This is a genomic window from Pseudomonas guariconensis, assembly GCF_015680235.1.
GTDB lineage: Bacteria > Pseudomonadota > Gammaproteobacteria > Pseudomonadales > Pseudomonadaceae > Aquipseudomonas > Aquipseudomonas guariconensis_A.
This window is the reverse complement of sequence record NZ_JADLJL010000034.1, coordinates 26,220-50,504: the sequence shown is the minus strand read 5'-3', so window position 1 is coordinate 50,504 and position 24,285 is coordinate 26,220. Positions and strand designations below refer to the sequence as shown.

Below are 24,285 nucleotides of genomic sequence, written 5' to 3'. Positions count from 1 at the left end.
AGGCCCCTGAAACGGCGCGTCAACCGTTATTTTCAAAAAACTTCGATATTGCCGAAAAACAAAGCGGGGAGGCCTACCGGCCTCCCCGCTTCAACCCACTCTATTTAAAGACTAGGAAACGCAAACTGCGAAGCCTCATGGCTCGCCCGCTGCGGCCAGCGCTGGGTAATGGCCTTGCGACGGGTATAGAAGCGCACCCCGTCCGGGCCATAGGCATGCAGGTCGCCGAACAACGAACGCTTCCAACCACCGAAGCTGTGGTAGGCCACCGGCACCGGCAGCGGCACGTTGACACCCACCATGCCCACCTCGATCTCGTCGCAGAACAGGCGCGCTGCCTCACCGTCACGGGTGAAGATGCAAGTGCCGTTGCCGTACTCATGCTCGTTGATCAGGCGCATGGCATCTTCCAGGCTGTTCACACGCACCACGCACAACACCGGGCCGAAGATCTCTTCTTTATAGATGCGCATTTGCGGGGTGACATGGTCGAACAGAGTGCCGCCAACGAAGTAGCCGTCCTCATGACCACTCACGCGCAGGCCACGACCGTCGACCACCAGCTTGGCACCAGCAGCCACACCGTCATCGATATAGCCCACCACCTTGTCACGGGCTGCAGCAGTCACCAACGGGCCCATGTCCAGGCCACAGGAAGTACCGGCACCGATCTTCAGTGCCTTGATCTGCGGCTCAAGCTTGGCGATCAGCGCATCGGCAACCTGGTCGCCCACGCACACTGCGACCGAAATAGCCATGCAGCGCTCGCCGCAGGAACCGTAGGCCGCGCCCATCAGCGCGCTGACCGCGTTGTCCAGGTCGGCGTCGGGCATCAGCACGGCATGGTTCTTCGCGCCCCCCAAAGCCTGCACACGCTTGCCGCGCTTGGTGCCTTCGGCATAGATGTATTCGGCGATCGGGGTCGACCCCACGAAGCTCAGGGCCTTGACCTCTGGCGCCTCGATCAATGCATCGACCGCTTCCTTGTCGCCATGCACAACGTTGAGGATGCCTTTGGGCAAGCCTGCTTCGTGGAGCAACTGGGCGATGAACAGGGTCGAGCTCGGGTCACGCTCGGACGGCTTGAGGATGAAGGCGTTGCCACAGGCAATGGCCAGCGGGTACATCCACAGCGGCACCATGGCCGGGAAGTTGAACGGGGTGATGCCGGCGACGATGCCCAACGGCTGGAAGTCGGACCAGGCGTCGATGTTCGGGCCAACGTTGCGGCTGTACTCACCCTTGAGCAGCTCCGGCGCGGCGCAGGCGAACTCGACGTTCTCGATGCCGCGCTTGAGTTCACCGGCAGCGTCTTCCAGGGTCTTGCCGTGCTCTTCGCTGATCAGTTGCGAAATACGCGCTTCGTTCTGCTCCAGCAGTTGCTTGAAGCGGAACATCACCTGGGCACGCTTGGCCGGCGGCATGTTACGCCAGGCCGGGAATGCAGCTTTGGCCGAATCGATGGCTTCCTGGACGGTGGCGCGGCTGGCCAGTTCGACCTTGCGGGTACTCTCGCCCGTGGACGGGTTGAAGACATCGGCGGTGCGCTCGCCCTTGGAAACCAGCTCGCCGTTGATCAGGTGCTGAACGATGCTCATGCAGTACTCCAGATAAGAAGGTAGAGGCAGGCGCGTAGGAACGCGCCTGTCGTCAGAATCGGAAAAGATCAGTCGATCTGGTTCAGAGCTTCACCCACCGCATCGAACAGGCGGTCCAGTTCCTGCGGCTGGGTGTTGAAGGTTGGGCCGAACTGCAGGGTGTCGCCACCGAAGCGGACATAGAAGCCTGCCTTCCACAGCTTCATCGCCGCCTCGTAGGGACGCACGATGGCATCGCCGTCACGCGCAGCGATCTGGATGGCACCGGCCAGGCCATAGTTGCGGATGTCGATGACATTCTTGGTGCCCTTGATGTCGTGCAGCACCTTCTCGAAGTGCGGCGCCAGCTCGGCAGCCGACTGCACCAGGCTTTCTTTTTGCAGAAGGTCCAGCGCGGCGATGCCAGCGGCGCAGGCCACCGGGTGGGCCGAATAGGTATAGCCATGGGGGAATTCCACAGCGTATTCGGGCGTCGGCTGGTTCATGAAGGTTTGGTAGATCTCGCTGCTCGCGATCACCGCGCCCATGGGAATGGCGCCGTTGGTGACCTGCTTGGCGATGCACATCAGGTCAGGGGTCACGCCGAAGGCTTCGGAGCCGGTCATGGCGCCCATGCGGCCGAAGCCGGTGATCACTTCGTCGAAAATCAGCAGGATGTTGTGCTGGGTGCAGATCTCGCGCAGGCGCTTGAGGTAGCCCTTCGGCGGCGGCAGCACGCCCGCGGAACCGGCCAGTGGCTCGACGATGACGGCGGCGATGTTCGAGGCGTCATGCAGCTCGATCAGCTTGAGCATCTCGTCGGCCAGGGCGATACCGCCCTCTTCCGGCATGCCCTTGGTGAAAGCGTTGCCCGGCAGAAGAGTGTGGGGCAGGTGGTCGACATCCAGCAACTGGCCGAACAGCTTGCGGTTGCCATTGACCCCACCCAGGCTGGTACCGGCGATGTTCACGCCGTGATAGCCACGGGCACGACCGATGATCTTGGTCTTGGTCGCCTGGCCTTTCAGGCGCCAATAGGCACGCACCATCTTCAGTGCGGTGTCGCAGCACTCGGAACCGGAGTTGGTGAAGAACACATGGTTCAGGTCGCCCGGGGTCAGCTCGGTGATTTTCTCGGCCAACTGGAAGGCCAGCGGATGGCCGAACTGGAACGCCGGGGAATAGTCCAGCACACCGACCTGGCGCGCCACCGCTTCGGAAATTTCCTTACGGGTATGCCCGGCGCCGCAGGTCCACAGACCCGACAAGGCATCGAAGACCTTGCGCCCCTTGTCGTCGACCAGGTAGCTGCCTTCGGCCGCGACGATCAAGCGCGGGTCGCGCTGGAAGTTGCGGTTGGCGGTGTAGGGCATCCAGTGGGCATCCAGCTTGAGCTGGCTGGCAATGCCGGTGGCGGCGGTTTCGGGCATGTTCATCGGCGGTTCCTCGGAAGACGATTAGGCAACGATGGATGTTGTTGCAGCTAAAGTGGCATGGGGATAACGTAAGAAAAACTCTGCTTTTCTAATCTTTGGATATGCACCCACTAAACTTAAAGCCCCTTGCCGGAAACACTTTGCCAATCAATGAGCTGCCCGCGGGCTGCACGCTCGCAACCCTGCGACTGCATGGGATCGACTGTTTTATCCACAAGGTTTGGCTTTAAGGTTGTGCTCCCGTCCCACTCCAACGAAGGCCCATCGTGAAACGCCCACAGCCACTCGCCCAGGTCAGCGACTTCGATATCCGCCTGCTGAAGATCTACCGCAGCGTGGTGGAATGCGGAGGATTCTCGGCAGCCGAGAATGTCCTCGGCATCGGTCGCTCGGCCATCAGCCAGCAGATGAACGACCTGGAGCAGCGCCTCGGTCTGCGCCTGTGCCAACGGGGCCGGGCCGGTTTCTCGCTGACCGAGGAAGGTCGCGAGGTCTATCACTCGGCGCTGCAACTGCTCAGCGCCCTGGAAACCTTCCGCACCGAAGTCAACGGGTTGCACCAACACCTGCGCGGCGAGCTGAACATTGGCCTGACCGACAACCTGGTCACCCTGCCGCACATGCGTATCACCCACGCCTTGGCCGAACTCAAGGACCGCGGCCCCGACGTGCGCATCCAGATCCGCATGATCGCCCCCAGCCAGGTCGAGCAGGGCGTGCTGGACGGCAGCCTGCATGTGGGTGTGGTGCCCCAGACCAGCCCGCTCTCGGGCCTGGAATACCAGCCCCTGTACAGCGAACGCTCGCTGCTCTATTGCGCCGTAGGCCACCCGTTGTTCTATGCCGACGACCAGCAGGTCGACGACTGGCGTCTCAACAGCCAGGATGCGATCGCGCCGACCTTCCGCCTGCCCGCCGACATCCAGGCGCACTACCAGGCCCTGCATTGCACGGCCAGCGCGTCGGACCGCGAAGGCATGGCGTTCCTGATTCTAACTGGGCGCTATATCGGCTACCTGCCCGACCACTACGCGTCCTTCTGGGTGCAACAGGGCCGCCTGCGTGCCTTGAAGCCGGCCGAGCGCTTCTACGACCTGAGCCTGAGCTGGGTGACCCGCAAGGGCCGCCGACCGAACCTGGTGCTGGAAAGCTTCCTCGAAAGCCTGGCTGCGACACGCTGATGCCTATGCATGCCGCCAGTGCTTGTCACTTCGGCACAGGAAGGTAATCTTGTCCGACATCCGTTGCCACTGAACCGTACGGAACCGTCCATGACCCTTGAAGTCCCTGCGCACCTACCTTCCACCTCGGGCAAACCCGCCGGCCGCATTCGTCAGAAAAACGAACAAGCCATCATCCAGGCCGCCGAAGACGAGTTCGCCCGCCATGGTTTCAAGGGCACCAGCATGAACACCATCGCCCTGAAGGCCGGCTTGCCCAAGGCCAACCTGCATTACTACTTCACCAACAAGCTTGGCCTGTACATCGCCGTGCTGAGCAACATCATCGAACTGTGGGACAGCACCTTCAACGCCCTGAGCGTCGAGGACGACCCGGCCCAGGCGCTGAGCCACTACATCCGCACCAAGATGGAGTTCTCCCGGCGCAACCCGCAGGCCTCGCGGATCTTCGCCATGGAGGTGATCAGCGGCGGCCAGTGCCTGAGCGAGTACTTCAGTGCCGACTACCGCGACTGGTTCCGTGGCCGGGCGGCGGTATTCCAAGCCTGGATCGATGCTGGCAAGATGGACCCGGTCGACCCGGTGCACCTGATCTTCCTGCTGTGGGGCAGCACCCAGCACTATGCCGACTTCGCCACCCAGATCTGCCAAGTCACCGGCCGCAGCCGCCTGACCAAGCAAGACATGGAAGACGCCAGCAACAACCTTATTCACATCATTCTCAAAGGCTGTGGCATCACCCCGACAGCCTGACCCGGACCTATGCCTTCTACCCTGCTCGACCTCTGCGAATTCCGCGAGGAAATCCGCAAGAGCCGCTTCATCACCCTCGCCGCGCCGATCGGCAGCCCGGCCGAGGCGATGAGCTTCATCGAACGCCACAGCGACTTGGCCGCCACCCATAACTGCTGGGCCTGGAAACTGGGCGCTCAATACCGCAGCAGCGACGACGGCGAACCTGGCGGCACCGCCGGCCGACCGATCCTCGCAGCCATCGAGGCCCAGGATTGCGACCAGGTGGTGGTGCTGGTGATCCGTTGGTATGGCGGCATCCAGCTGGGCACCGGCGGGCTGGCCCGCGCATACGGCGGCGGCGCCAACAAATGCCTGCAACAAGCGCCCAAACGGGTGCTGGTGCAGCGCAGCGAATACCGCTGCAGCTGCAGCTTCAGCGAACTGGCACTGCTCAAGCTGCGCCTTGCGGACGTAGACGGCCTGGTGTTGGACGAACAGTTCACGGCCAATGGCGTGGACTTGCAGGTCGCCCTCGGCGAGGCCCATCTCGAAGGGCTGCAGCAACAGTTGGCTGACCTGAGTCGCGGGCGGATCCGGCTGGAGCCGTGCGAGCGCTGAGAAGCCTGCAGATTGCTCACAACAACTGTGGGCCCGCCTGTGGATAAGCTTGGGGCATTCACGCCCAGGCCTTGAACTACAAGGCCTGGAAGGAATTGATCATATTTTGATCACATTTTCATGACAGCGTTGAAAGTACCCGAATAACAGCGAGTTATCCCCAACCCCTGAGTGCTGTGACACACCTTCGGCACAGGTTTCCCCGATAAAGGCTTGCTCACAGATAATGTGGAATGTGCTGTGGATAACCCGTGAACCCCTGAGCGTAACGCGCGAATTCAAAGGGCTTGGGGCAGCTGATCATTTTTTGAACAACCTCTACCAGGCGGCCTGCCCGCTTCTGGCGTATGCTCTGGACCTCACCCTCGGATGTTCAAGGAGTCTCCGCCATGCCCACCTCTAAAACCGCCCTGATCATCGGAGCCTCTCGCGGGCTGGGTCTGGGCCTGGTGCAACGTTTGTATGAAGATGGCTGGAAGGTCATTGCCACCGTGCGTGACCTACAGAAGGCCGATGCACTACGTGCGCTGCCCGGTGTGCGCATCGAAACCCTCGAGATGAACGACACCGCCCAACTGGACGCCCTTCGCGAGCGCCTGCAAGACGAAGTCCTCGACTTGCTGTTCATCAACGCCGGCGTGATGGGGCCGCTGCCACAAGACCCAGAAACCGTCCGCACCGAGGCGCTGGGCAATCTGTTCATGACCAACGCCGTGGCACCGATCCGTGTCGCCCGACGCCTGGCGGGGCAGGTCCGCGAGGGCACAGGTGTACTGGCCTTCATGAGTTCCATCCTGGGCAGCGTGACCATCCCCGATGGCGGCGAGATCTGCCTGTACAAGGCCAGCAAGGCCGCCCTCAACTCGATGATCAACAGTTTCGTGGTCGACCTGCAACGTCCCGACCTGTGCGTGCTGGCCATGCACCCCGGCTGGGTGAAAACCGAAATGGGTGGCGAAGGTGCCGACATCGACGTCCTTACCAGCACCCGCGGCATGCTTGAGCAGGTCAAGGCCCAAAGCGGCCGCGCCGGCCTGCGCTTCATCAACTACAAAGGCGAAAGCCTCATCTGGTGAATTGAAAGCCACGTGGCGAGGCAGTAGACTCCAAGCCTCGCCCCGGCGAACCTGGATCAGCAGACAGGGCAACACTGAGCTGGCTAACCTGAACCCACTTTCAGAGGAGCCGGCACCATGCCTGCGACCCGCATCTGGTTGAAATCCCCTCTTGCCATCTTCACCGCCAACGGCGCCGACGCCCGTGGTGGCCTGGTCATCGAAGACGGCCGTATTACCCAACTGCTCGCCCTTGGCGAAAGCCCCAGCACGCCTTGCGACCACGTCTTCGACGCGCGCGAGCATGTAGTACTGCCAGGCCTGATCAACACCCACCACCATTTCTATCAGACCCTCACCCGCGCCTGGGCGCCGGTGGTCAACCAGCCGTTGTTCCCCTGGCTCAAGACCCTCTACCCGGTCTGGGCACGGCTCACCCCAGCCAAGTTGGAACTGGCCAGCCAGGTCGCCCTGGCGGAGCTGCTGCTGTCGGGCTGCACCACCGCAGCGGACCACCACTACCTGTTCCCGACCGGCCTGGACAACGCCATCGACGTGCAGGTCGAGGCCGTGCGCAAACTGGGCATGCGCGCCATGCTGACCCGCGGCTCCATGAGCCTGGGCGAAGCCGATGGCGGCCTGCCACCGCAACAGACGGTGCAGGAAGGCGAAGTGATCCTCGCCGACAGCCAACGGCTTATCCACAGCTACCACGAGCGCGGCGATGGCGCCCACATCCAGATCGCCCTGGCGCCCTGCTCGCCCTTCTCGGTCACGCCCGAGATCATGCGCGCCAGTGCCACCCTCGCCGAAGAACTCGACGTACGCCTGCATACCCACCTGGCCGAGACCCTCGATGAAGAGGACTTCTGCCTGCAGCGTTTCGGCCTGCGCACGGTGGACTACCTGGACAGCGTAGGCTGGCTCGGCCCACGCACCTGGCTGGCCCACGGCATTCATTTCAACCCCGAGGAAATCACCCGCCTGGGCCAGGCCGGAACCGGTATCTGCCACTGCCCGAGCTCGAACATGCGCCTGGCGTCGGGCATCTGTCCAACTGTGGAACTGGAAACGGCAGGCGCGCCCGTGGGCCTGGGTGTCGACGGCTCGGCTTCCAACGATGCGTCGAACATGATCCTTGAGGCGCGCCAAGCCCTGTACCTGCAACGCCTGCGCTACGGTGCCGAGCAGATCACCCCTGAACGCGCCCTGGGCTGGGCCACCCGCGGTTCGGCACGCCTGCTGGGGCGCAGCGACATCGGCGAGCTGGCCGTCGGCAAACAGGCCGACCTGGCCCTGTTCAAGCTCGACGAACTACGCTTCTCAGGCAGCCATGATCCTCTTTCGGCCCTGTTGTTGTGCGGCGCCGACCGTGCCGACCGGGTCATGGTCGGCGGCCAGTGGCGTGTCATCGACGGGCAGATCGAAGGCTTGGACGTACAAGGCCTGATCGCCGACCACCGCCAGGCGGCGGCCCAGCTGATCGCCGGTTGATCCAAACAGGAAAGGGCTGCCCGGCAGCCCTTTTCCCATGCATCGGGCCAGCCCCTGTAGAATGTCGGTAACCGTACCTGACCGAGATTGCACACATGTATGACTGGCTCAACGCCTTGCCCAAGGCTGAACTGCACATGCACCTGGAAGGCTCCCTGGAGCCCGAGCTGCTGTTCGCCCTGGCCGAGCGCAACAAGATCGCCTTGCCCTGGGCGGACGTTGAAACCCTGCGCAGCGCCTACGCTTTCAACAACCTGCAGGAATTTCTCGACCTCTATTACCAAGGCGCCGATGTCCTGCGCACCGAGCAGGACTTCTACGACCTGACCTGGGCCTACCTGCAACGCTGCAAGGCCCAGAACGTCATTCATACCGAACCCTTCTTCGACCCACAGACCCACACCGACCGGGGCATCCCCTTCGAAGTGGTGCTCGACGGCATCCGCCAGGCCCTTAAGGATGGTCGCGAGCAACTGGGCATCGGCAGCGGGCTGATCCTGAGCTTCCTGCGCCACCTGAGCGAAGAAGAAGCGCAAAAGACCCTCGACCAGGCCCTGCCCTTCCGTGATGCCTTCGTCGCCGTGGGCCTGGACAGCTCCGAGAAAGGCCACCCGCCCAGCAAGTTCCAGCGCGTCTTCGCTCGAGCCCGCAGCGAAGGCTTCCTGACCGTGGCCCACGCCGGCGAGGAAGGCCCGCCCGAGTACATCTGGGAGGCCATCGACCTGCTGAAGGTCCAGCGTATCGACCATGGCGTACGCGCCATCGAAGACGAACGCCTGATGCAACGCATCATCGACGAGCAGATCCCGCTGACTGTCTGCCCGCTCTCGAACACCAAGCTCTGCGTGTTCGAGCACATGGGCCAGCACAACATCCTCGACATGCTCGAGCGCGGCGTGAAGGTCACGGTCAACTCCGACGACCCTGCCTATTTCGGCGGCTACGTCACCGAGAACTTCCACGCCCTGCACACCCACCTGGGCATGACCCAGGACCAGGCCCGGCGCCTGGCACAAAACAGCCTGGATGCACGCCTAGTACGTTGATGATCGCCTATGGCACCTTGCAGGTTCGGCCTAGCCCACCTGCAAGGACGGCAGACGGGCAATGCGGTTGATATTTTGGATACCCATCGCGGAAATCTGCAAAGCCCGCGACGCTTCCTGTTCACGCAGCCACCCCGATTGCATGAACAACCTGAACAGTGCATTTCCCAGTTTACCGCCCAGGTGCGGGCCCTGGTCGCTCCACTCGTTGCAATGGCAGATCGCGCAACCGTGTCGCTCCCCGGGCGCCAGCGCTTCGATGAAGACGCCGATGGCAGCCAGCTGCGAGCGCCCCTCTGCAGTGACCCGCGGATGCTCCTGGCTACCCTCCAGCCATCCTGCCACGATCAGGCGATGGTAGAGCTCGGCCGCCAGTTCGCCACCGAGGTGGTCGCCACAACGTCGAGCCCTGCGCATGGACAAGGGTACCTGCAGCGAAGTCGTCTGCCCGCTGCGCTGGCCCCGGCGCTCGAGTCGCACACTGGCCAGGGCCTCGACCGCCGCACCGACTTCCGGCGTAGCCAGGCGGAAGTAGCGTTTCCGGCCGCGCGACTCCAGCCTCAGCAGGCCGGCCGAGGACAGCAATGAAAGATGGGCACAAGCCGACGACGAGGTCAACCCGGTCATCACGGCCAGCTCATCGGCCGGGCGAGGTATGCCATCGATCAACGCCCATAACATGGCGCTGCGCTTGGGGTCGGCCATCAGGCCGGCGATCTGGGCAATACTGCTGACTGCTTTCATTTCAACTCCCTGGATGATCACGTCTGGTTCCGTGGCCAACCGGCGCAGCGGGAATGCCCCTCGGAAATGGCGTAATTGGATTTCGGGCGCTGGTGTTCGCGATAGGCGAGGCATTCCAGTCACGCTCGAAGAAACTCCTCACTTGCCATTCCCTGGCAGGGAAGTATCTCTCGCTGGCATTGGCCGCGGCAGCCAGTATAAGGCGCTCTAGCCCTTGCGCCTGCGCCGCGGCGCGGCTTTACAGGCCAAGACAGGCCGGGGTTGGCTGACCCTCGCCCCACCATCAGGCCCAAGGCTTATCGGCAAGCAGCCCCGCCAACATCGCCGGGGACCCCGGCGCCGCGAGACCGCACCACACCTGAATGCCCTCGTGAAAGCGAAGCGTCGGAGGACAATGCCGACACCAGCCTTCCTCAAATATGGCAAGCCAAAGCGAAGGTTTCGCCATCTCCTGCAACAGGGCCTTATCCACAGGCCGGAGGCAGGCGGACAGAAGGTACGACCGCCAGTCAGAACAGCTGCGCCAGCACATGGCGCAGGCAAAGGGTGGCGCTACACTTCAGCGGCTCCCACCCACCGGAGGAATGCCGCGATGAAGATTGTCGTCAGTACGTCGAACCGCAATCCCAACTGCCCGTGGCAGGTCCGGCTCGACCAGCATGTGGTGAGTTTTCGCAGCGAAGCCGAGGCGCGCCTGTTCGTCGCCACGCTGGAAAGCCGCCTGCAGGCTCCCCATACCCTTACGCCGAACGCCTGGCCTGCAAGCGTCGAGTCAACATTGCCACACTGACCACCAGTGCGCCGCACAGGCTGATCACCAGGGCCATGGGCACTGCACTACCGTCGTGCAGCACACCCACCAGTGCCGCCGCGCCCGCCGCGACGCTGAACTGCAGGCAGCCCATCAATGCCGAGGCGCTGCCGGCGCGGCCGCCCTGACCGCTCATGGCGCAGGCCGACGCGTTGGGGATGATGCAGCCCAGGCTTGCGATGCACACGAACAGCGGCACCAGTAGCGGCCACAGCTGCGCTGGGCGTAGCGCCGCCATGGTCAGCAGCACCAGTGCTGCCGCCAGGTACAACCACACCGCCCGTGCCAGCAGGAAGGCCGGGCCGCGCTTGGCCAACAAACGTGCGTTGACCTGAGCCATGAGAATGAAGCCTGCGGCATTGGTGCCGAACAGCCAGCCATAGTGTTCAGCCGGCACGTCATACAGCTTGATGAACACGAAGGGCGAGCCGGCGATGTAGGCGAACATGCCCGCAATGGCGATGCCGCCGGTCAATGCATGGCCCAGGAAAACCCGGTCGCCCAGCAAGCGCAGGTACTGGCGCAAAGCACCGGACAGCGGTTGGCGTGGCGTGTCTGCCGGCAGGCTTTCCGGCAACCCAAGGCTCACGGCCAGCAGGCAGGCCGCGCTGAACAGGCCCAAGGCCAGGAAGATCGACTGCCAGCCCGCCAGGTTGACCAGCACCCCGCCCAGCATCGGCGCCAGGATCGGCGCGAGCCCCATCACCAGCATCAGTTGCGAGAACACCTTGGCCGATGCCACCGCGTCGCACTTGTCGCTGACAATGGCGCGCGACAGCACCATCCCAGCGCAGCCGCCCAACGCCTGCACGAAGCGCGCAAGGATCAGCGTATCGAGGTTCGGTGCATAGGCGCAGGCCAGCGAGGCCAGGGTAAAGAGGGTTATGCCGAACAGTAAGGGCTTGCGCCGTCCGAAACGGTCGGCCACCGGTCCATAAGCCAGTTGGCCCAAGGACAGGCCGAGGAAATAGGCGGCCAGGGTGGTCTGGACGTGTCGTTCGTCCGTGGCAAAGGCGTGCGCCATGGCGGGGAAGGCAGGCAGGTAGAAGTCGATCGCCAGGGGCCCGAACGCACTGAGGGCACCCAGGATCAACACAATTCGCAGGTTCATCGAGAATCCATAGCAGGCTAAGCAAATGCGTAAGTGTACCTGCACCGAACGCTGTCAGTATGAAAACCTTTGTAATAATTACAGGCCTAGCGGGAGATCACCCAGCCCTTGCCAGGCGGTGGTGATATCGGGCCCGCCCTAATCGCGGGACAAGCCCGCGCCCACTGGCCATTCGTTCTCTGCACGACAGCGCAGCCCGAATGCTTGGGTGCTGTTTGCAGCCCCCTGTGGGAGCGGGCTTGTCCCGCGATTGGGCGATCCTGCTGCCGCAACTCATGGCAAGGGCTACGCCTCGTCCTCAGGCCACCTCGGCCTGGTAGCCCTCTTCACGAATCGCCGCCACGATCTGCTCGGCCGCCAGGCGGCTGTGCACCCTCACCTGCCTGGCGGCCAGGTCGACATCCACCTGGGCAGCGCCGTCCTGCTCCTGCACCGCACGGGTCACCGCCTTGACGCAATGGCCGCAGGTCATGCCTTGAACGTTGAATACATGCATTGGGTCTTGCTCCATTCAGGGGAATTGGTAGCAGTCTCAAGCTTGCCATCATGGCAAGGTCAAGTATTGACCGAACCGGCCGGGGTGGAAATCCGCGCGCGGCTCGGCCAAGCTGCGCCTTTGACGATCTGGCAAGCAGGAGATTCTTCATGTTCAGGGCAGCATTGGGCCTGGTTGGGCTGCTGGGGGCATTGGCCGCAGTACCACCGGCCAGCGCCGAGGGCAATTCGGACTACAGCGTGCTGATCATTTCCCGGGAGCGCCTGGAAGTCGCCACCAATTGCGAAATCGGTATCTACCTCAACGACCAGCTCTCCGGTCGCCTGTTCCAGGAGCAAGCGACCTCGTTCAACCTGCCGCCAGGGCCGGTGGACGTACGCCTGCGCCTATTGCCCGGCCAAGTGCCCGGCTGCGCCCCGGGCATCGAAAACCAACGCAGCACCCGCCTGACCCTGCAAGCCGGGCAGATCAGCAAGTACCGCATTGCCATGGGCCATGATGGCCTCCAGCTCAAGCGCGCTGGTCTCGGCTATTGACCTTACCCACGTGGCAAGGTTGATGCTGAAGGCCTGTCCAAGGAGGAGAGCCCATGTCCGCACCTACCACGTTCGACCTGCCGATCTCCGGCATGACCTGCGCCAGCTGTGCTGGCCGCGTCGAGCGCGCCCTGCGCAAGGTCACCGGCGCTGAACAAGTCAGCGTCAACCTCGCCACCGAACAGGCCCGGGTCCAGGCCCCGGCCGACAGCCTGCCCGCCCTGGTCGATGCAGTCCGCGGGGCCGGCTACGGCGTCCCCACCCGCACCGTCGAGCTGCAGATCGGCGGCATGACCTGCGCCAGCTGCGTGGGCCGCGTCGAACGCGCCCTGGGCAAGCTGCCGGGTGTCGAGCAGGTCAGCGTCAACCTGGCCAGCGAACGCGCCCACCTCGACGTGCTAACGGCACTGGACGACAGCCTGCTGATCGCGGCGGTGGAAAAAGCCGGCTACAGCGCCAGCCTGCCCGAGGCCACCCGCGATGACCAGGCCGACGCCCAGCGCCGCCTGCGCAACGAGCGCCTGGCGGTCGGCGCAGCGCTGCTGTTGGCCCTGCCTCTGGTGCTGCCGATGATCGTCCAGCCGTTCGGCCTGCACTGGATGCTGCCGGCCTGGGTGCAGTTCCTGCTGGCCACGCCGGTGCAGTTCCTACTCGGTGCACGCTTCTACGTCGCCGCCTGGAAAGCCGTGCGCGCCGGTACCGGCAACATGGACCTGCTGGTTGCCCTGGGCACCAGCGCCGGTTACGGCCTGAGCCTGTATGAATGGGCCAGGGCTTCGGCTGGCATGGCGCCGCACCTGTACTTCGAGGCCTCCGCAGTGGTCATCGCCCTGGTACTGCTGGGCAAGTACCTGGAAAGCCGGGCCAAGCGCCAGACCGCCAGCGCCATCCGCGCCCTCGAGGCACTGCGCCCCGAGCGTGCCCTGCGCATGGTCGACGGCCGCGAGGAAGACGTCGCGATCAGCCAGCTGCGCCTGGGCGACCTGGTCCTGGTCAAGCCTGGCGAACGCTTCCCGGTCGATGGCGAGGTGCTCGAAGGCAGCAGCCATGCCGACGAGGCGCTGATCAGCGGGGAAAGCCTGCCTGTGCCCAAGCACCCCGGCGACCCGGTCACCGGCGGGGCCATCAATGGCGAAGGTCGCCTGCTGGTGCGCACTCAGGCCCTGGGTACCGAAACCGTACTGGCGCGCATCATTCGCCTGGTCGAGGACGCCCAGGCGGCCAAGGCGCCGATTCAGAAACTGGTAGACCGGGTCAGCCAGGTGTTCGTCCCGGCGGTACTGGTGCTGGCCTTGGCCACCTTGCTCGGCTGGTGGCTGGCCGGGGCACCGCTTGAAACCGCGTTGATCAATGCCGTCGCCGTGCTGGTGATCGCCTGCCCTTGCGCGCTCGGCCTGGCGACCCCGGCGGCGATCATGGCCGGTACTGGTGTCGCCGCCCGCCACGGCATCCTGATCAAGGACGCCGAAGCGCTGGAGCGTGCCCATGCCGTCAACCGGGTGGTGTTCGACAAGACCGGTACCCTCACCTCCGGCAGCCCGCGGGTGGTACACAGCCAGACGGTGGACGGCAACACGGACGACCTGCATCGCCTCGCCGGGGCCTTGCAACGCGGCAGCGAACACCCCTTGGCCAAAGCCGTGCTCGACGCCTGCGCAGAGCAGGGCCTGCAGGTGCCGCAGGTAACCAACAGCCAGTCCCTCACTGGCCGTGGCATCGCCGGGCACGTCGAGGGTCGTGAACTGGCCCTGGGCAACCGTCGCCTGCTCGAGGAGAGCGGCCTGCAAGCGGGCGAGCTGGCCCGCTGGGCGCAAACCTGGGAGGCTGAAGGTCGCACCTTGTCGTGGCTGATCGAGCGCGCACCGCAACCGCAGGTGCTGGGCCTGTTCGCGTTCGGCGACAGCCTCAAGCCCGGTGCTGACCAAGCCATCGCCGCGTTGCACGCACAGCACATCAGCAGCCACCTGCTGACCGGCGACAACCGCGGCAGCGCCCAGGTCGTGGCCAATGCCCTGGGCATCGACGACGTACACGCCGAAGTGCTGCCCGCCGACAAGGCCGCCACCGTGGCCGCGCTCAAGCGCGACGGCGTGGTGGCCATGGTCGGCGACGGCATCAATGACGCTCCGGCGCTGGCCGCCGCCGATATCGGCATCGCCATGGGCTCGGGTACCGACGTGGCCATGCAGGCTGCCGGTATCACCCTGATGCGTGGCGACCCGCGCCTGGTACCCGCTGCGCTGGAAATCAGCCGCAAGACCTACGCCAAGATCCGCCAGAACCTGTTCTGGGCCTTCATCTACAACCTGATCGGCATCCCCCTGGCCGCCTTCGGCCTGCTCAACCCCGTGCTGGCCGGCGCTGCCATGGCCCTGTCCAGCGTCAGCGTGGTGAGCAATGCCCTGTGGCTGAAGACCTGGAAACCCACCGACGACCGGCAGGAGCATCCATGAACATCGGCCAGGCCGCCCGCCGCAGCGGGCTCAGCACCAAGATGATCCGTTACTACGAGTCCATCGGCCTGCTCAAGCCGGCCTTGCGCAGCGACAGCGGCTACCGCCTGTACCAGGCCGACGACCTGCATACCCTGGCGTTCATCAAACGCTCGCGCGACCTGGGCTTTTCCCTGGAGGAAGTAGCCCGGTTGCTGACCCTCTGGCAGGACCGCCAACGTGCCAGCGCCGATGTGAAGGCGCTGGCCATGCAGCACATCGACGAGCTGAACCGGCGAATCGAGGAGCTGGTCAGCCTGCGTGACACCCTGGGGGAGCTGGTCGCCCACTGCCAGGGCGACGATCGGCCGGACTGCCCGATCCTCAAAGACCTGGCCGAAGGCAAGGGGTGTTGTCACTGAGCAGGCGCGAACCTATGCACCTGTCTTGTGCAGTCTGGGTGGGCCTATTCGCCGGCAAGCCGGCCCCCACCTGGACAGCGCACCCACAGCTGTCGGCGAAATCGCTGCCGGACACCACCAAACACGACCAACCCACCTCCAAACACGACTTCACGCCATAAATACGGGGGCTTCGGCCTATAAAAAAAACCACCGCTGCCGATCTATAGATCACCTGCCTCTAGCAACGAACAAGAACAAGATCGGGAGCGTGGATGAACATCAAGCAGAAACTGACCTGGGCCTTCGCCGTCATCGCCGGCCTGCCCATCGTCCTCGTAGCCACATTGGTAGTCCTCAACCTGCGCGGCGAAGCCCGCGAGGATTTCCTCGACAACAGCAGCCGGGAAATCCGCCAGGTCGCCAACGCGATGAACATCTTCTTCCAGGGCATCGACCAGAACCTGGACTATCTGGCTGCCCAGCCCCTGTTGGCCGCTGCAGACGGCACGCTCAACAAGTACATGGACGCCAATCCGAGCAGCTCCCTGGGCGAGCAGGACCAGCAGATCTTCGACTTCTTCGCTCGGCTGGCCGAGGCCCACCCCAACTACGCCTACGTCTCCTACGGCGTCAGCGACGGCGGCTATGTCGGTTGGCCCGCCGGCCAGAAGTTCGCCAACTACGACCCTCGCCAGCGCCCCTGGTACCAGCTGGCCCTGGCCAACCCAGGCAAGACCGTACGCACCAGCGCCTACTACTGGGCAGCGGACGACACGGTGCTGGTCGGCACGGTTCGCGCCATCGCCAACCAGCTCGGCAACCCCGGTGGCGTGGTCAGCATCGATGTTTCCCTCAACGGCCTCACCGAAATCGTCAAGAAGATCAAGCTCGGCGAAAGCGGCTACCTGATGCTGGTGGAAAACAACGGCAACGTGATGGTCGACCCCCGCGATGCCAGCCACAACTTCAAACCGCTGGCCAGCTTCGGCGACGGCTACGCCGCCCTGGCCAAGGCCGGCAAGGGCCTGGTGGAAGTGGAGCTGGGCGGCGAACACTACATGGCCAACGTCTACCCGGACGAGCAATTGGGCTGGACCTTCATCGGCCTGATCCGCCATGACGAAGTGATGCAGACCACCACCCGCCTGAGCTGGCTGATCGGCGGCATCGCCCTGGTCCTGGCCGTGCTCTTCGCGGCCGTGGGCACCGCCTTCGCCAAGCTGATCGTACGCCCGATCAACAGCGTTACCAGCGGCCTGGAGGACATCGCCCAGGGCGAGGGCGACCTGACCCGCAGCCTGGAAGTCCGCGGGCGCGACGAAACCGCCCAGCTGGCCAGCTGGTTCAACCAATTCCTCGGAGCCATTCGCAACCTGATCCAGCACATCGGCACGGCCGCCGGGCAGATCCTGCACACCTCCAGCAGCTCGACCCGCGTGTCCGGCGACATGGCCGAAGCCGCCGGGCGTCAGCGCGAGGCGGTGGACATGGTTTCCACTGCCTTCCATGAGATGGTCGCCACCGCCAACGAAGTGGCCCGCTCTTGCAGCCAGGCCGCCGACTCCGCCGACAGCGGCCAGCAGCAAGCCCGCGAAGGCCAGCAGCAGATCGACGCGGCGGTACAGAGTGTCGACCGCCTGAGCCAGGAGATCGAACAGTCGGCTCTGTCGATCCAGCAGCTCGAACGCGACAGCAACGCCATCCAGTCCATCCTGGGCACCATCCGCTCGATCGCCGAGCAGACCAACCTGCTGGCCCTCAACGCCGCCATCGAGGCGGCCCGCGCCGGAGAGCAGGGCCGTGGGTTCGCGGTGGTGGCCGACGAGGTGCGTGCCCTGGCCAAGCGCACCGCCGACTCCACGGCGGAGATCGACGGCCTGCTGGGCAACCTGGCCTCACGCACCGCCCAGGTGGCCGAGCAGATGCATGCCAGCCTCGAGGTCTCGCAACAATCGGTCAGCCGCATTGGCCTGGCCCGTGACAGCTTCGGGCAGATCCGCGAGTCGGTGGACATCATCCGCGACATGAACACCCAGATCGCCACTGCCGCCGAGGAGCAGCACCAGGTGGCCGAGGACATCAACCGGCATATCAGCCAGATCCACGGCGACGCACAGCTGGTGGCCGAACTGGCCCAAGCCGCGCGTAAGGACTCCGAAAGCCTGGCGGGCCTGTCCAACGAGCTCGATGCCCTGGTGCGCAGGTTCCGTACCTGATCACATCCAGCACGGCCGCCCCCACAGGCCCCCTGTCGTACCTGTGGGGGCCACTGTCTTGAATGGCTTGTCCCGGCCCAACGCCGACAAGCCGGCTACCACAGGTACGGCGGTGCTCTGAAACAGCGCAGGCCTGGTGGGAGCCGGCTTGCCGGCGATAGAGACAGCCTCTAACGCTCGACGATGACCGTCACCCCCTGCCCACCCGCCGCGCAGATCGAGATCAGCCCCCGCCCCTTGCCCGCCTTGGCCAGCAACTTGGCCATGTTGGCCAGGATCCGCCCGCCGGTCGCCGCGAACGGGTGCCCAGCCGCCAGTGAACTGCCCTTCACATTGAGCTTGCTGCGGTCGATGCTACCCAGCGCCCCATCCAGCCCCAGGCGGTCACGGCAATAGGCCGCGTCTTCCCAGGCTTTGAGCGTACACAGCACCTGGGCGGCGAACGCTTCGTGGATTTCGTAGTAGTCGAAGTCCTGCAGGCTCAGGCCGTTGCGCGCCAACAGGCGCGGCACGGCATACACCGGGGCCATCAGCAACCCCTCCTGCCCGGTGACGAAATCCACCGCAGCGGTTTGGCCATCGACCAGATAGGCCAGCACAGGCAAACCTTGATCCTGCGCCCACTGCTCGCTGCCGAGCAGCACCACCGAGGCGCCATCGGTCAGCGGCGTGGAGTTGCCTGGCGTCAGGGTACCCAAGCCGCTGCGGTCGAACACCGGCTTGAGCTTGGCCAACTGCTCCAGGGTCAGGTCCGGGCGCAGGTTGTTGTCCCGCGCCAGCCCCAGGTAGGGCGTAAGCAGGTCGTCATGCCAGCCTTCGTTGAACGATGCCAGCAGCTGCCGATGGCTCTGCAGGGCCAGCTCGTCCTGCTCGAGGCGCTCGATCTGCCAGGCTTGGGCCATGCGCTCGCAATGCTCGCCCATGGACAGCCCCGTGCGCGGCTCCTCGTTGCGCGGCAGCTCGGGTTTCAAGTGTTTCGGGCGCAACTTGAGGAAAGGCTGCAGCCGCTGTATCAGGTGCTTGCCACGGTTGGCCCGCAGCAAAATGCGCCGCAACCCTTCATTGATGGCGATCGGGGCGTCGGACGTGGTGTCCACGCCCCCGGCGATGCCGCAATCGATCTGCCCAAGGGCGATCTTGTTGGCTACCAGCAGCGCCGCCTCCAAGCCTGTGCCGCAGGCCTGCTGGACGTCATAGGCCGGGGTTTGCGCAGAAAGCCGCGAACCCAGCACGCACTCGCGGGTCAGGTTCATGTCCCGGGCATGCTTGAGCACCGCGCCGGCAGCCACCTCGCCCAGGCGCAGGCCATGCAGGCGATAGCGCTCGATGAGGCCTTCGAGCGCGGCGGTGAGCATCGCCTGGTTGCTGGCGTTGGCGTAGGCGCCATTGGAGCGTGCGAAAGGGATCCGGTTACCGCCCAGGATCGCGACCCGGCGAGGTGAAGCCATGCCCATGTTCCTCCTGAAACAATTTGATCCGTACAGTCTAGTGTCCTGTCTCGGAAATAAGCTGTTCACTTTTGGCGGCGCCTTGGGCGCCCGGTCGGCGTTGCCACTGGCCAAAAGAGAACGCATTTCAAAGACACACACTAGGTGTTTTTACCGCGTTCGAACGACCCTGACATAAAGATGGTCCACACTGCATGCTTGCCTTCAGGGAGACCCGTACATGAGCGATCGCTATCTCGGCTTTGCCAACTCCACCTTGGGCCGGCGTCTCGTCGATGCCCTGGGCCTGCCACGCCCGGTGCCACTGGAGCGTTGGCAGGCAGGCCGCCTGCGCCCGGTGGAAGGCGCCCTGGTGCTGGGCGGTGGGCCGTTGGCTGCCACGGTCGAGGCCATCGCACCCTGCCTGACCGACACCTTCTACAGCTTCAACGGCGACGGCCTGCAGGCCCAGCCCTGGGTCGCAGGCCTAGGCCCGAAGGTCAAGGCCGTGGTGTTCGACGCCAGTCACCTGTCCGACATCGATGCGCTGCGTCAGTTGCGTGAATTCTTCCAGCCGCTGCTGCGCAGCCTGGCACCGTGCGCCCATGTCGTCATCCTTGGCCGTGCTCCGGAAAAGCTCGACGACCCGCTGGCCAGCGTGGCCCAGCGCGCCCTGGAAGGCTTCAGCCGCTCGCTGGGCAAGGAGCTGCGCAACGGTGCCACCGTGCAGCTGCTGTATGTCGACGAGGGCGCCGAAAGCCAGCTCGAAGGCGCCTTGCGCTTCTTCCTATCACCACGCAGCGCGTTCATCTCAGGCCAGGTGCTGCGCCTGACGCCCTGCGCCGCCCAGGTGCAGGACTGGACCCGCCCGCTGGCCGGGCGCCGCGCATTGGTCACCGGTGCCGCCCGCGGCATCGGTGCAGCCATCGCCGAAACCCTGGCCCGCGATGGCGCCGAGGTCACCCTGCTGGACGTACCGGCAGCGCAGAAAGACCTCGACGCCCTCGCCGCCCGCCTCGGTGGCCGTGCCCTGGCCCTGGACATCTGCGCAACCGATGCCCCGGCGCAGTTGCTCGAGGCCTTGCCCGACGGCATCGACATCGTGGTGCACAACGCCGGTATCACCCGCGACAAGACCCTGCCCAACATGACGCCCGACTATTGGGATGCGGTCATGGCCGTCAACCTCAAGGCGCCCCAGGTACTGACCCAGGCTCTGTTCGAGGCCGGCAAGCTGCATGACGCCGCCCGCATCACCCTGCTCGCCTCGGTCAGCGGCATCGCCGGCAACCGCGGCCAAGCCAACTACGCCGCGAGCAAGGCCGGCCTGATCGGCCTGGCTCAGGCCTGGGCGCCGAAGCTGGCCGAGCATGGCGGCAGCATCAACGCCGTGGCGCCCGGTTTCATCGAAACGCACATGACCGCAGCCATGCCCATGGGCCTGCGCGAGGCCGGGCGACGCCTGAGCTCCCTGGGCCAGGGCGGTATGCCGCAGGATGTCGCCGAGGCCGTGGCCTGGCTCAGCCAGCCCGGCACCGGCGCGGTCAACGGCCAGGTCCTGCGGGTCTGTGGCCAGGCACTGATGGGAGCATGACGATGACACGGCCATGGCACGACCTGCACAGCCCCGATTCACGCGCCAGCCTCTACCTGCGAGCCTTGGCCAAGCGCAAGATCAGCGGCGAGCGCCTGCCCGAAGCCGGCCTGCGCTGCTTCCTACGGGTACAGCCCGACAACCTGTCTGCCTACCGTCGGTTGTGCCACTACCCCGACCACGGCCGCCTGCCGCCGACCTATCCCCATGTCATGGCCTTTACCCTGCAGCTGCAGTTGCTCACTGCACCTGACTTCCCCTTCCCGTTGCTCGGCCTGGTGCACTTGCATAATGAAACCCAGGTGCATCGCCCGCTGGGCGGGGTCGATGGCCTGCGTTTCTCGGTTCATGCCGACAACCTGCGCCCGCACCCGAAGGGTGGCACCTTCGACTTGGTGACCGAAGCGCAGGACGTGCTCGGCCCGCTGTGGCGTGAAACCAGCCGGATGCTGGTACGCGGCCTGCACCTTGAAGGGCAGGCCGAAGAAGACGTGGATCTCGAGCCCGGCAATCTGCCCGAAGTCACGCGCTGGTACGCCGATGGCGACATCGGCCGGCGCTACGCCAAGGTATGTGGCGACTACAACCCGATCCACCTCGGCGCGGCCAGCGCCCGGCTGTTCGGCTTCCCCGCGGCCATCGCCCATGGCCTGTGGACCCAGGCCATGGCGATGGCCGCGCTGCAGGGCCACCTACCCACCTGCGGCTATGCCTTCGAGGTGGACTTCCGCAAACCGGTGCGCCTGCCGTCGGAGGTCGTGCTCAGTTCCAGCGAGGCCGGCCCTGCCGGGGTGCTACGCCTGGATGGTCATGGCGGGCTGCTGCACATGCTCGGCCAGTGGCGCCCCCTCGCCTCTCTGTAGGCGCGGACTTGCCCCACGATCGGGCCGCAAAGCGGCCCATCCCCCTTGCTTTGCCCCCACGCTCACCCGAAGCTATACGCCATCAGGAGAGCCCCAATGAATCTGCAAGAACTGACCGACCGCCTGCACCGGATCCGCGACAACAACGACTGGCGCGGCTTCCACAGCCCGAAGAACCTGGCCATGGCCGCCAGCGTCGAGATGGCCGAACTGGTGGAGATCTTCCAATGGCTGACCGAGGACCAGTCGCGCCAGTTGCCCCCGGAAACACTCGCCCACGCCGGCCAGGAAGTCGGCGACATCGTCCTGTACCTGTTGCTGCTGTGCAGCGAGTTGGGCCTGGACATGAACGAAGTGGTACGTGCCAAACTGGCCGACAGCGAGAGGCGTTTCGCCAAATGAACGACCGTCATTTCGATGAGCTGGCCACCCGCTTCGCCGAGAAGATCTACGGCGGAGCCAAGGGTGCGATCCGTCTGGCGGTGCTCCAGGCCGATCTCGCCGAAGCCCTGCCCGACCGCCCCCTGCGCGTGCTCGATATCGGCGCGGGCCTGGGCCACATGGCCCTGTGGCTGGCCGAACGCGGCCACCAGCTGACCCTGGCCGAACCGGCCGCGCCCATGCTCGAAGGCGCCCGTGCACGCTTTGCCGAGGCCGGCCAAGCGGCCACCTTCATCCAGGCGCCCTGGCAGTCCTTGCTCGGCCAGCTGACCGAGCCGTTCGACGTGGTGCTGTGCCATGCCGTGCTGGAATGGCTGGCAGAGCCCGAGAGCATCCTGCCAGTGCTGCACCAACTGACGGCCCCCGGTGGCTGGTTGTCGCTGGCCTTCTACAACCGCGATGCGCTGGTCTACCGCAACTTGCTCAAGGGCCATTTCCGCAAGCTGCGTAGCAACCGCCTGGCGGGCGAGAAACAGAGCCTGACCCCGCAAAAACCGCTTGATCCACGGGACCTCAAGGCGCAACTTGAACCCATGTGGCAGGTCGAAAGCGAAAGTGGCGTACGGGTGTTCCACGACTATATGCCCAAGGAATTCCAAGCCAAGGCCGAGCTGCTCGATTTGCTGGAAATGGAACTGGCGCACCGCCGTCATCCCAGTTTCGCCGGCCTGGGCCGCTACCTGCATTGGATCTGTCGCCCGCACTGACACCGCTTGCCGGGAGGACCGCATGCCGTACCCGCAACTGTGCCTGGCACTGTTCACCCTGGCCTTGGCCGCGTGCCAGGGCAGCAACCCCTATGTCGCCAGCAGCCGGCCGCTGCCGCCTGCGCCGCCCCAGGCTGCGACCACGTTCGACGCCAGCGCCTACCCCGCCGCCCTGCGCGACTATGGCCGCTATCGCAGCTGGAGCTGGCGCAACGGCCAGTTGCCCCACGCCAGCGCCAGCACCGACCCGGCGCAACTGGCCGACGCCATCAGCGGCGCCCTCGACCAGCACGGCCTGCGCCCGGCCCGCAACGCCAGCGCCGACCTGCTGGTCAGCGCCGACGTACGCCTGGAACGGCGCTTGCGCCAGGTGCGCGACTACGATTACTACGACCCCTATTACGGCCCATACCCTTATGGAAGTGCCGGGTTTGGCGGCTACCACAATGGCTACGGTGCCTACGGCAGCGTGCCGGTGGTACGCACCTACGAAGTGGAAGTGATGGTAGTGCGCATCGACCTGTTCGATGCCCGCAACGGCCAGCCGGTGTGGAGCGCCAGTGCCGAAAGTGACAGCGGCAAGGACTCGCCACGGGCCCGTGAAGACGCCTTGCGCGCATCGGTGAGCAAGGCGCTCAGCGGCTATCCTCCCAGTTAGCGTTCAACGGAGAACCATCATGTTGCGCCGCCTCGCCCTGTTGTCTTTCACGTTGCTGCTCGCCGCGTGCGCCAACAACAACGTCACCCAGGACTTCGATGCCAGCCGCGATTTCGCCGCGTACCGCAGTTGGGCCTGGCAGGAGCCGGCGCTGCAGTACCGCCCGGATGACCCACGGATCAAGAGCGACCTGACCGAGCAGCGCATTCGCCAGGCCGTGGCCGGCCAGCTCGACCAGCGTGGCCTGCGCCCGGTGCAGGGCACCGCGCGGCCTGATGTGCGGGTGCGCACCTATCTGATCGTCGAGGACCGCCAGCAGCAGATCACCACCCACTATGGCGGCGCCTGGGGTGGGTACTGGGGCGGCTATTGGGGCGGGCCGATGTACAACGAAACCCGCAGCCTCGACTACAAGGTGGCGACCATCCAGGTGGACCTGTTCGACGGCCGCGATGGCAAGCTGGTCTGGCGCGGCAGCGCCGAACAGATCATGAACAACTACCCACCCAGCCCGCAGGAGCGCAACGCCGCGATCCAGAAGACCGTCGCGCAGGTGATGGCCAACTATCCACCCCGCTGAGCAAGGGTCGCAAAGCGGCCCCAGATCACCGCTCCAGCAACCATCCACCACCAGACCAAGGCAATTCGCCATCACCTTTACTACACTCCTTTCACCGCCGCCGCGCTGCATGGCCCAAGGCCA

General features: G+C 64.9%; 23 protein-coding genes and 1 pseudogene. 18 read left to right on the top strand and 6 right to left on the bottom strand.

What is annotated here, in order from left to right; all coding sequences use genetic code 11:
- Positions 1 to 104 precede the first annotated feature (104 nt).
- Together IRZ56_RS19325 and IRZ56_RS19320 are read right to left on the bottom strand one after the other, a co-directional pair.
- The gene (locus IRZ56_RS19325) at positions 105 to 1,598 is read right to left on the bottom strand and encodes a CoA-acylating methylmalonate-semialdehyde dehydrogenase (RefSeq protein ID WP_084858705.1); all 1,494 of its coding nucleotides are present in this window, start codon (positions 1,596 to 1,598) and stop codon (positions 105 to 107) included.
- Positions 1,599 to 1,666: 68 nt separating this feature from the next.
- Positions 1,667 to 3,013, bottom strand: a complete 1,347-nt coding sequence (locus IRZ56_RS19320; RefSeq protein WP_196146411.1) for an aspartate aminotransferase family protein — start codon at positions 3,011 to 3,013, stop codon at positions 1,667 to 1,669.
- Positions 3,014 to 3,276: 263 nt separating this feature from the next.
- On the opposite strand from IRZ56_RS19320, the gene IRZ56_RS19315 reads away from it, so the two are divergent.
- The 6 genes from IRZ56_RS19315 to IRZ56_RS19290 all read left to right on the top strand — a co-directional run bounded on the left by IRZ56_RS19315 (position 3,277) and on the right by IRZ56_RS19290 (position 9,142).
- On the top strand, positions 3,277 to 4,194 hold the full coding sequence (locus IRZ56_RS19315; protein WP_196146413.1) for a LysR family transcriptional regulator: 918 nt from the start codon (positions 3,277 to 3,279) through the stop codon (positions 4,192 to 4,194).
- Positions 4,195 to 4,284: 90 nt separating this feature from the next.
- Positions 4,285 to 4,947, top strand: coding sequence for a TetR/AcrR family transcriptional regulator (locus IRZ56_RS19310; protein WP_084858707.1), 663 nt, complete (start codon positions 4,285 to 4,287; stop codon positions 4,945 to 4,947).
- 9 nt (positions 4,948 to 4,956) lie between these two features.
- A complete protein-coding gene (locus IRZ56_RS19305; RefSeq protein WP_196146410.1) occupies positions 4,957 to 5,547 on the top strand; it encodes an IMPACT family protein in 591 nt (196 codons plus the stop codon).
- Positions 5,548 to 5,936: 389 nt separating this feature from the next.
- Positions 5,937 to 6,623 (top strand): SDR family oxidoreductase, encoded by a 687-nt coding sequence (locus tag IRZ56_RS19300; protein WP_196146409.1) that lies wholly within the window; start codon positions 5,937 to 5,939, stop codon positions 6,621 to 6,623.
- A gap of 117 nt (positions 6,624 to 6,740) precedes the next feature.
- Positions 6,741 to 8,096 (top strand): 8-oxoguanine deaminase, encoded by a 1,356-nt coding sequence (locus IRZ56_RS19295; protein ID WP_196146408.1) that lies wholly within the window; start codon positions 6,741 to 6,743, stop codon positions 8,094 to 8,096.
- A 95-nt stretch (positions 8,097 to 8,191) separates the two neighbouring features.
- Positions 8,192 to 9,142, top strand: coding sequence for an adenosine deaminase (locus tag IRZ56_RS19290; RefSeq protein WP_196146407.1), 951 nt, complete (start codon positions 8,192 to 8,194; stop codon positions 9,140 to 9,142).
- Positions 9,143 to 9,172: 30 nt separating this feature from the next.
- Here IRZ56_RS19290 and IRZ56_RS19285 read toward each other — a convergent pair whose 3' ends face one another.
- Positions 9,173 to 9,886: an ArsR/SmtB family transcription factor gene (locus IRZ56_RS19285; RefSeq protein WP_196146406.1), complete on the bottom strand. Its 714-nt coding sequence runs from the start codon at positions 9,884 to 9,886 to the stop codon at positions 9,173 to 9,175.
- Positions 9,887 to 10,478: 592 nt separating this feature from the next.
- On the opposite strand from IRZ56_RS19285, the gene IRZ56_RS19280 reads away from it, so the two are divergent.
- On the top strand, positions 10,479 to 10,676 hold the full coding sequence (locus tag IRZ56_RS19280; RefSeq protein ID WP_196146405.1) for a hypothetical protein: 198 nt from the start codon (positions 10,479 to 10,481) through the stop codon (positions 10,674 to 10,676).
- Here IRZ56_RS19280 and IRZ56_RS19275 read toward each other — a convergent pair.
- Together IRZ56_RS19275 and IRZ56_RS19270 are read right to left on the bottom strand one after the other, a co-directional pair.
- Positions 10,627 to 11,808, bottom strand: coding sequence for a multidrug effflux MFS transporter (locus IRZ56_RS19275; RefSeq protein WP_196146404.1), 1,182 nt, complete (start codon positions 11,806 to 11,808; stop codon positions 10,627 to 10,629). The genes IRZ56_RS19280 and IRZ56_RS19275 overlap by 50 nt on opposite strands.
- A 298-nt stretch (positions 11,809 to 12,106) precedes the next feature.
- The gene (locus tag IRZ56_RS19270; RefSeq protein ID WP_196146403.1) at positions 12,107 to 12,304 is read right to left on the bottom strand and encodes a heavy-metal-associated domain-containing protein; all 198 of its coding nucleotides are present in this window, start codon (positions 12,302 to 12,304) and stop codon (positions 12,107 to 12,109) included.
- 149 nt (positions 12,305 to 12,453) lie between these two features.
- On the opposite strand from IRZ56_RS19270, the gene IRZ56_RS19265 reads away from it, so the two are divergent.
- The 5 genes and pseudogenes from IRZ56_RS19265 to IRZ56_RS23530 all read left to right on the top strand — a co-directional run bounded on the left by IRZ56_RS19265 (position 12,454) and on the right by IRZ56_RS23530 (position 17,892).
- A complete protein-coding gene (locus tag IRZ56_RS19265; RefSeq protein WP_196146402.1) occupies positions 12,454 to 12,840 on the top strand; it encodes a hypothetical protein in 387 nt (128 codons plus the stop codon).
- A 53-nt stretch (positions 12,841 to 12,893) separates the two neighbouring features.
- Positions 12,894 to 15,293, top strand: a complete 2,400-nt coding sequence (locus IRZ56_RS19260; RefSeq protein WP_196146401.1) for a heavy metal translocating P-type ATPase — start codon at positions 12,894 to 12,896, stop codon at positions 15,291 to 15,293.
- Positions 15,290 to 15,694 (top strand): Cu(I)-responsive transcriptional regulator, encoded by a 405-nt coding sequence (gene cueR, locus IRZ56_RS19255; RefSeq protein WP_196146400.1) that lies wholly within the window; start codon positions 15,290 to 15,292, stop codon positions 15,692 to 15,694. Before IRZ56_RS19260 ends, cueR begins: the two co-directional genes overlap by 4 nt.
- 254 nt (positions 15,695 to 15,948) lie before the next feature.
- Positions 15,949 to 17,034: pseudogene (locus IRZ56_RS23535) on the top strand (cache domain-containing protein); the annotation flags it as partial.
- 90 nt (positions 17,035 to 17,124) lie between these two features.
- Complete coding sequence (locus IRZ56_RS23530; protein ID WP_416765836.1) at positions 17,125 to 17,892, top strand: methyl-accepting chemotaxis protein; 768 nt, start codon at positions 17,125 to 17,127, stop codon at positions 17,890 to 17,892.
- A gap of 170 nt (positions 17,893 to 18,062) precedes the next feature.
- Here IRZ56_RS23530 and IRZ56_RS19245 read toward each other — a convergent pair whose 3' ends face one another.
- Entirely contained in the window at positions 18,063 to 19,340 is a 1,278-nt protein-coding gene (locus tag IRZ56_RS19245; protein ID WP_196146398.1) for an acetyl-CoA C-acetyltransferase, read from the bottom strand.
- Between the two features lie 220 nt (positions 19,341 to 19,560).
- Between IRZ56_RS19245 and IRZ56_RS19240 the strand changes: the two genes are divergently transcribed.
- The 6 genes from IRZ56_RS19240 (at position 19,561) to IRZ56_RS19215 (ending at position 24,162) form a co-directional block, all read left to right on the top strand.
- A complete protein-coding gene (locus tag IRZ56_RS19240) occupies positions 19,561 to 20,913 on the top strand; it encodes a 3-oxoacyl-ACP reductase (RefSeq protein ID WP_196146397.1) in 1,353 nt (450 codons plus the stop codon).
- Positions 20,914 to 20,915: 2 nt separating this feature from the next.
- The gene (locus IRZ56_RS19235) at positions 20,916 to 21,776 is read left to right on the top strand and encodes a MaoC family dehydratase (RefSeq protein WP_196146396.1); all 861 of its coding nucleotides are present in this window, start codon (positions 20,916 to 20,918) and stop codon (positions 21,774 to 21,776) included.
- A gap of 96 nt (positions 21,777 to 21,872) precedes the next feature.
- Entirely contained in the window at positions 21,873 to 22,178 is a 306-nt protein-coding gene (locus tag IRZ56_RS19230) for a MazG-like family protein (RefSeq protein WP_196146395.1), read from the top strand.
- Positions 22,175 to 22,924 carry a methyltransferase domain-containing protein gene (locus IRZ56_RS19225; RefSeq protein WP_196146394.1) on the top strand — a complete coding sequence of 250 codons (750 nt, stop codon included), beginning with the start codon at positions 22,175 to 22,177 and terminating at the stop codon, positions 22,922 to 22,924. Before IRZ56_RS19230 ends, IRZ56_RS19225 begins: the two co-directional genes overlap by 4 nt.
- A 22-nt stretch (positions 22,925 to 22,946) precedes the next feature.
- Complete coding sequence (locus tag IRZ56_RS19220) at positions 22,947 to 23,582, top strand: DUF4136 domain-containing protein (protein WP_196146393.1); 636 nt, start codon at positions 22,947 to 22,949, stop codon at positions 23,580 to 23,582.
- A gap of 19 nt (positions 23,583 to 23,601) precedes the next feature.
- Positions 23,602 to 24,162: a DUF4136 domain-containing protein gene (locus IRZ56_RS19215; protein ID WP_196146392.1), complete on the top strand. Its 561-nt coding sequence runs from the start codon at positions 23,602 to 23,604 to the stop codon at positions 24,160 to 24,162.
- Positions 24,163 to 24,285: the final 123 nt, after the last annotated feature.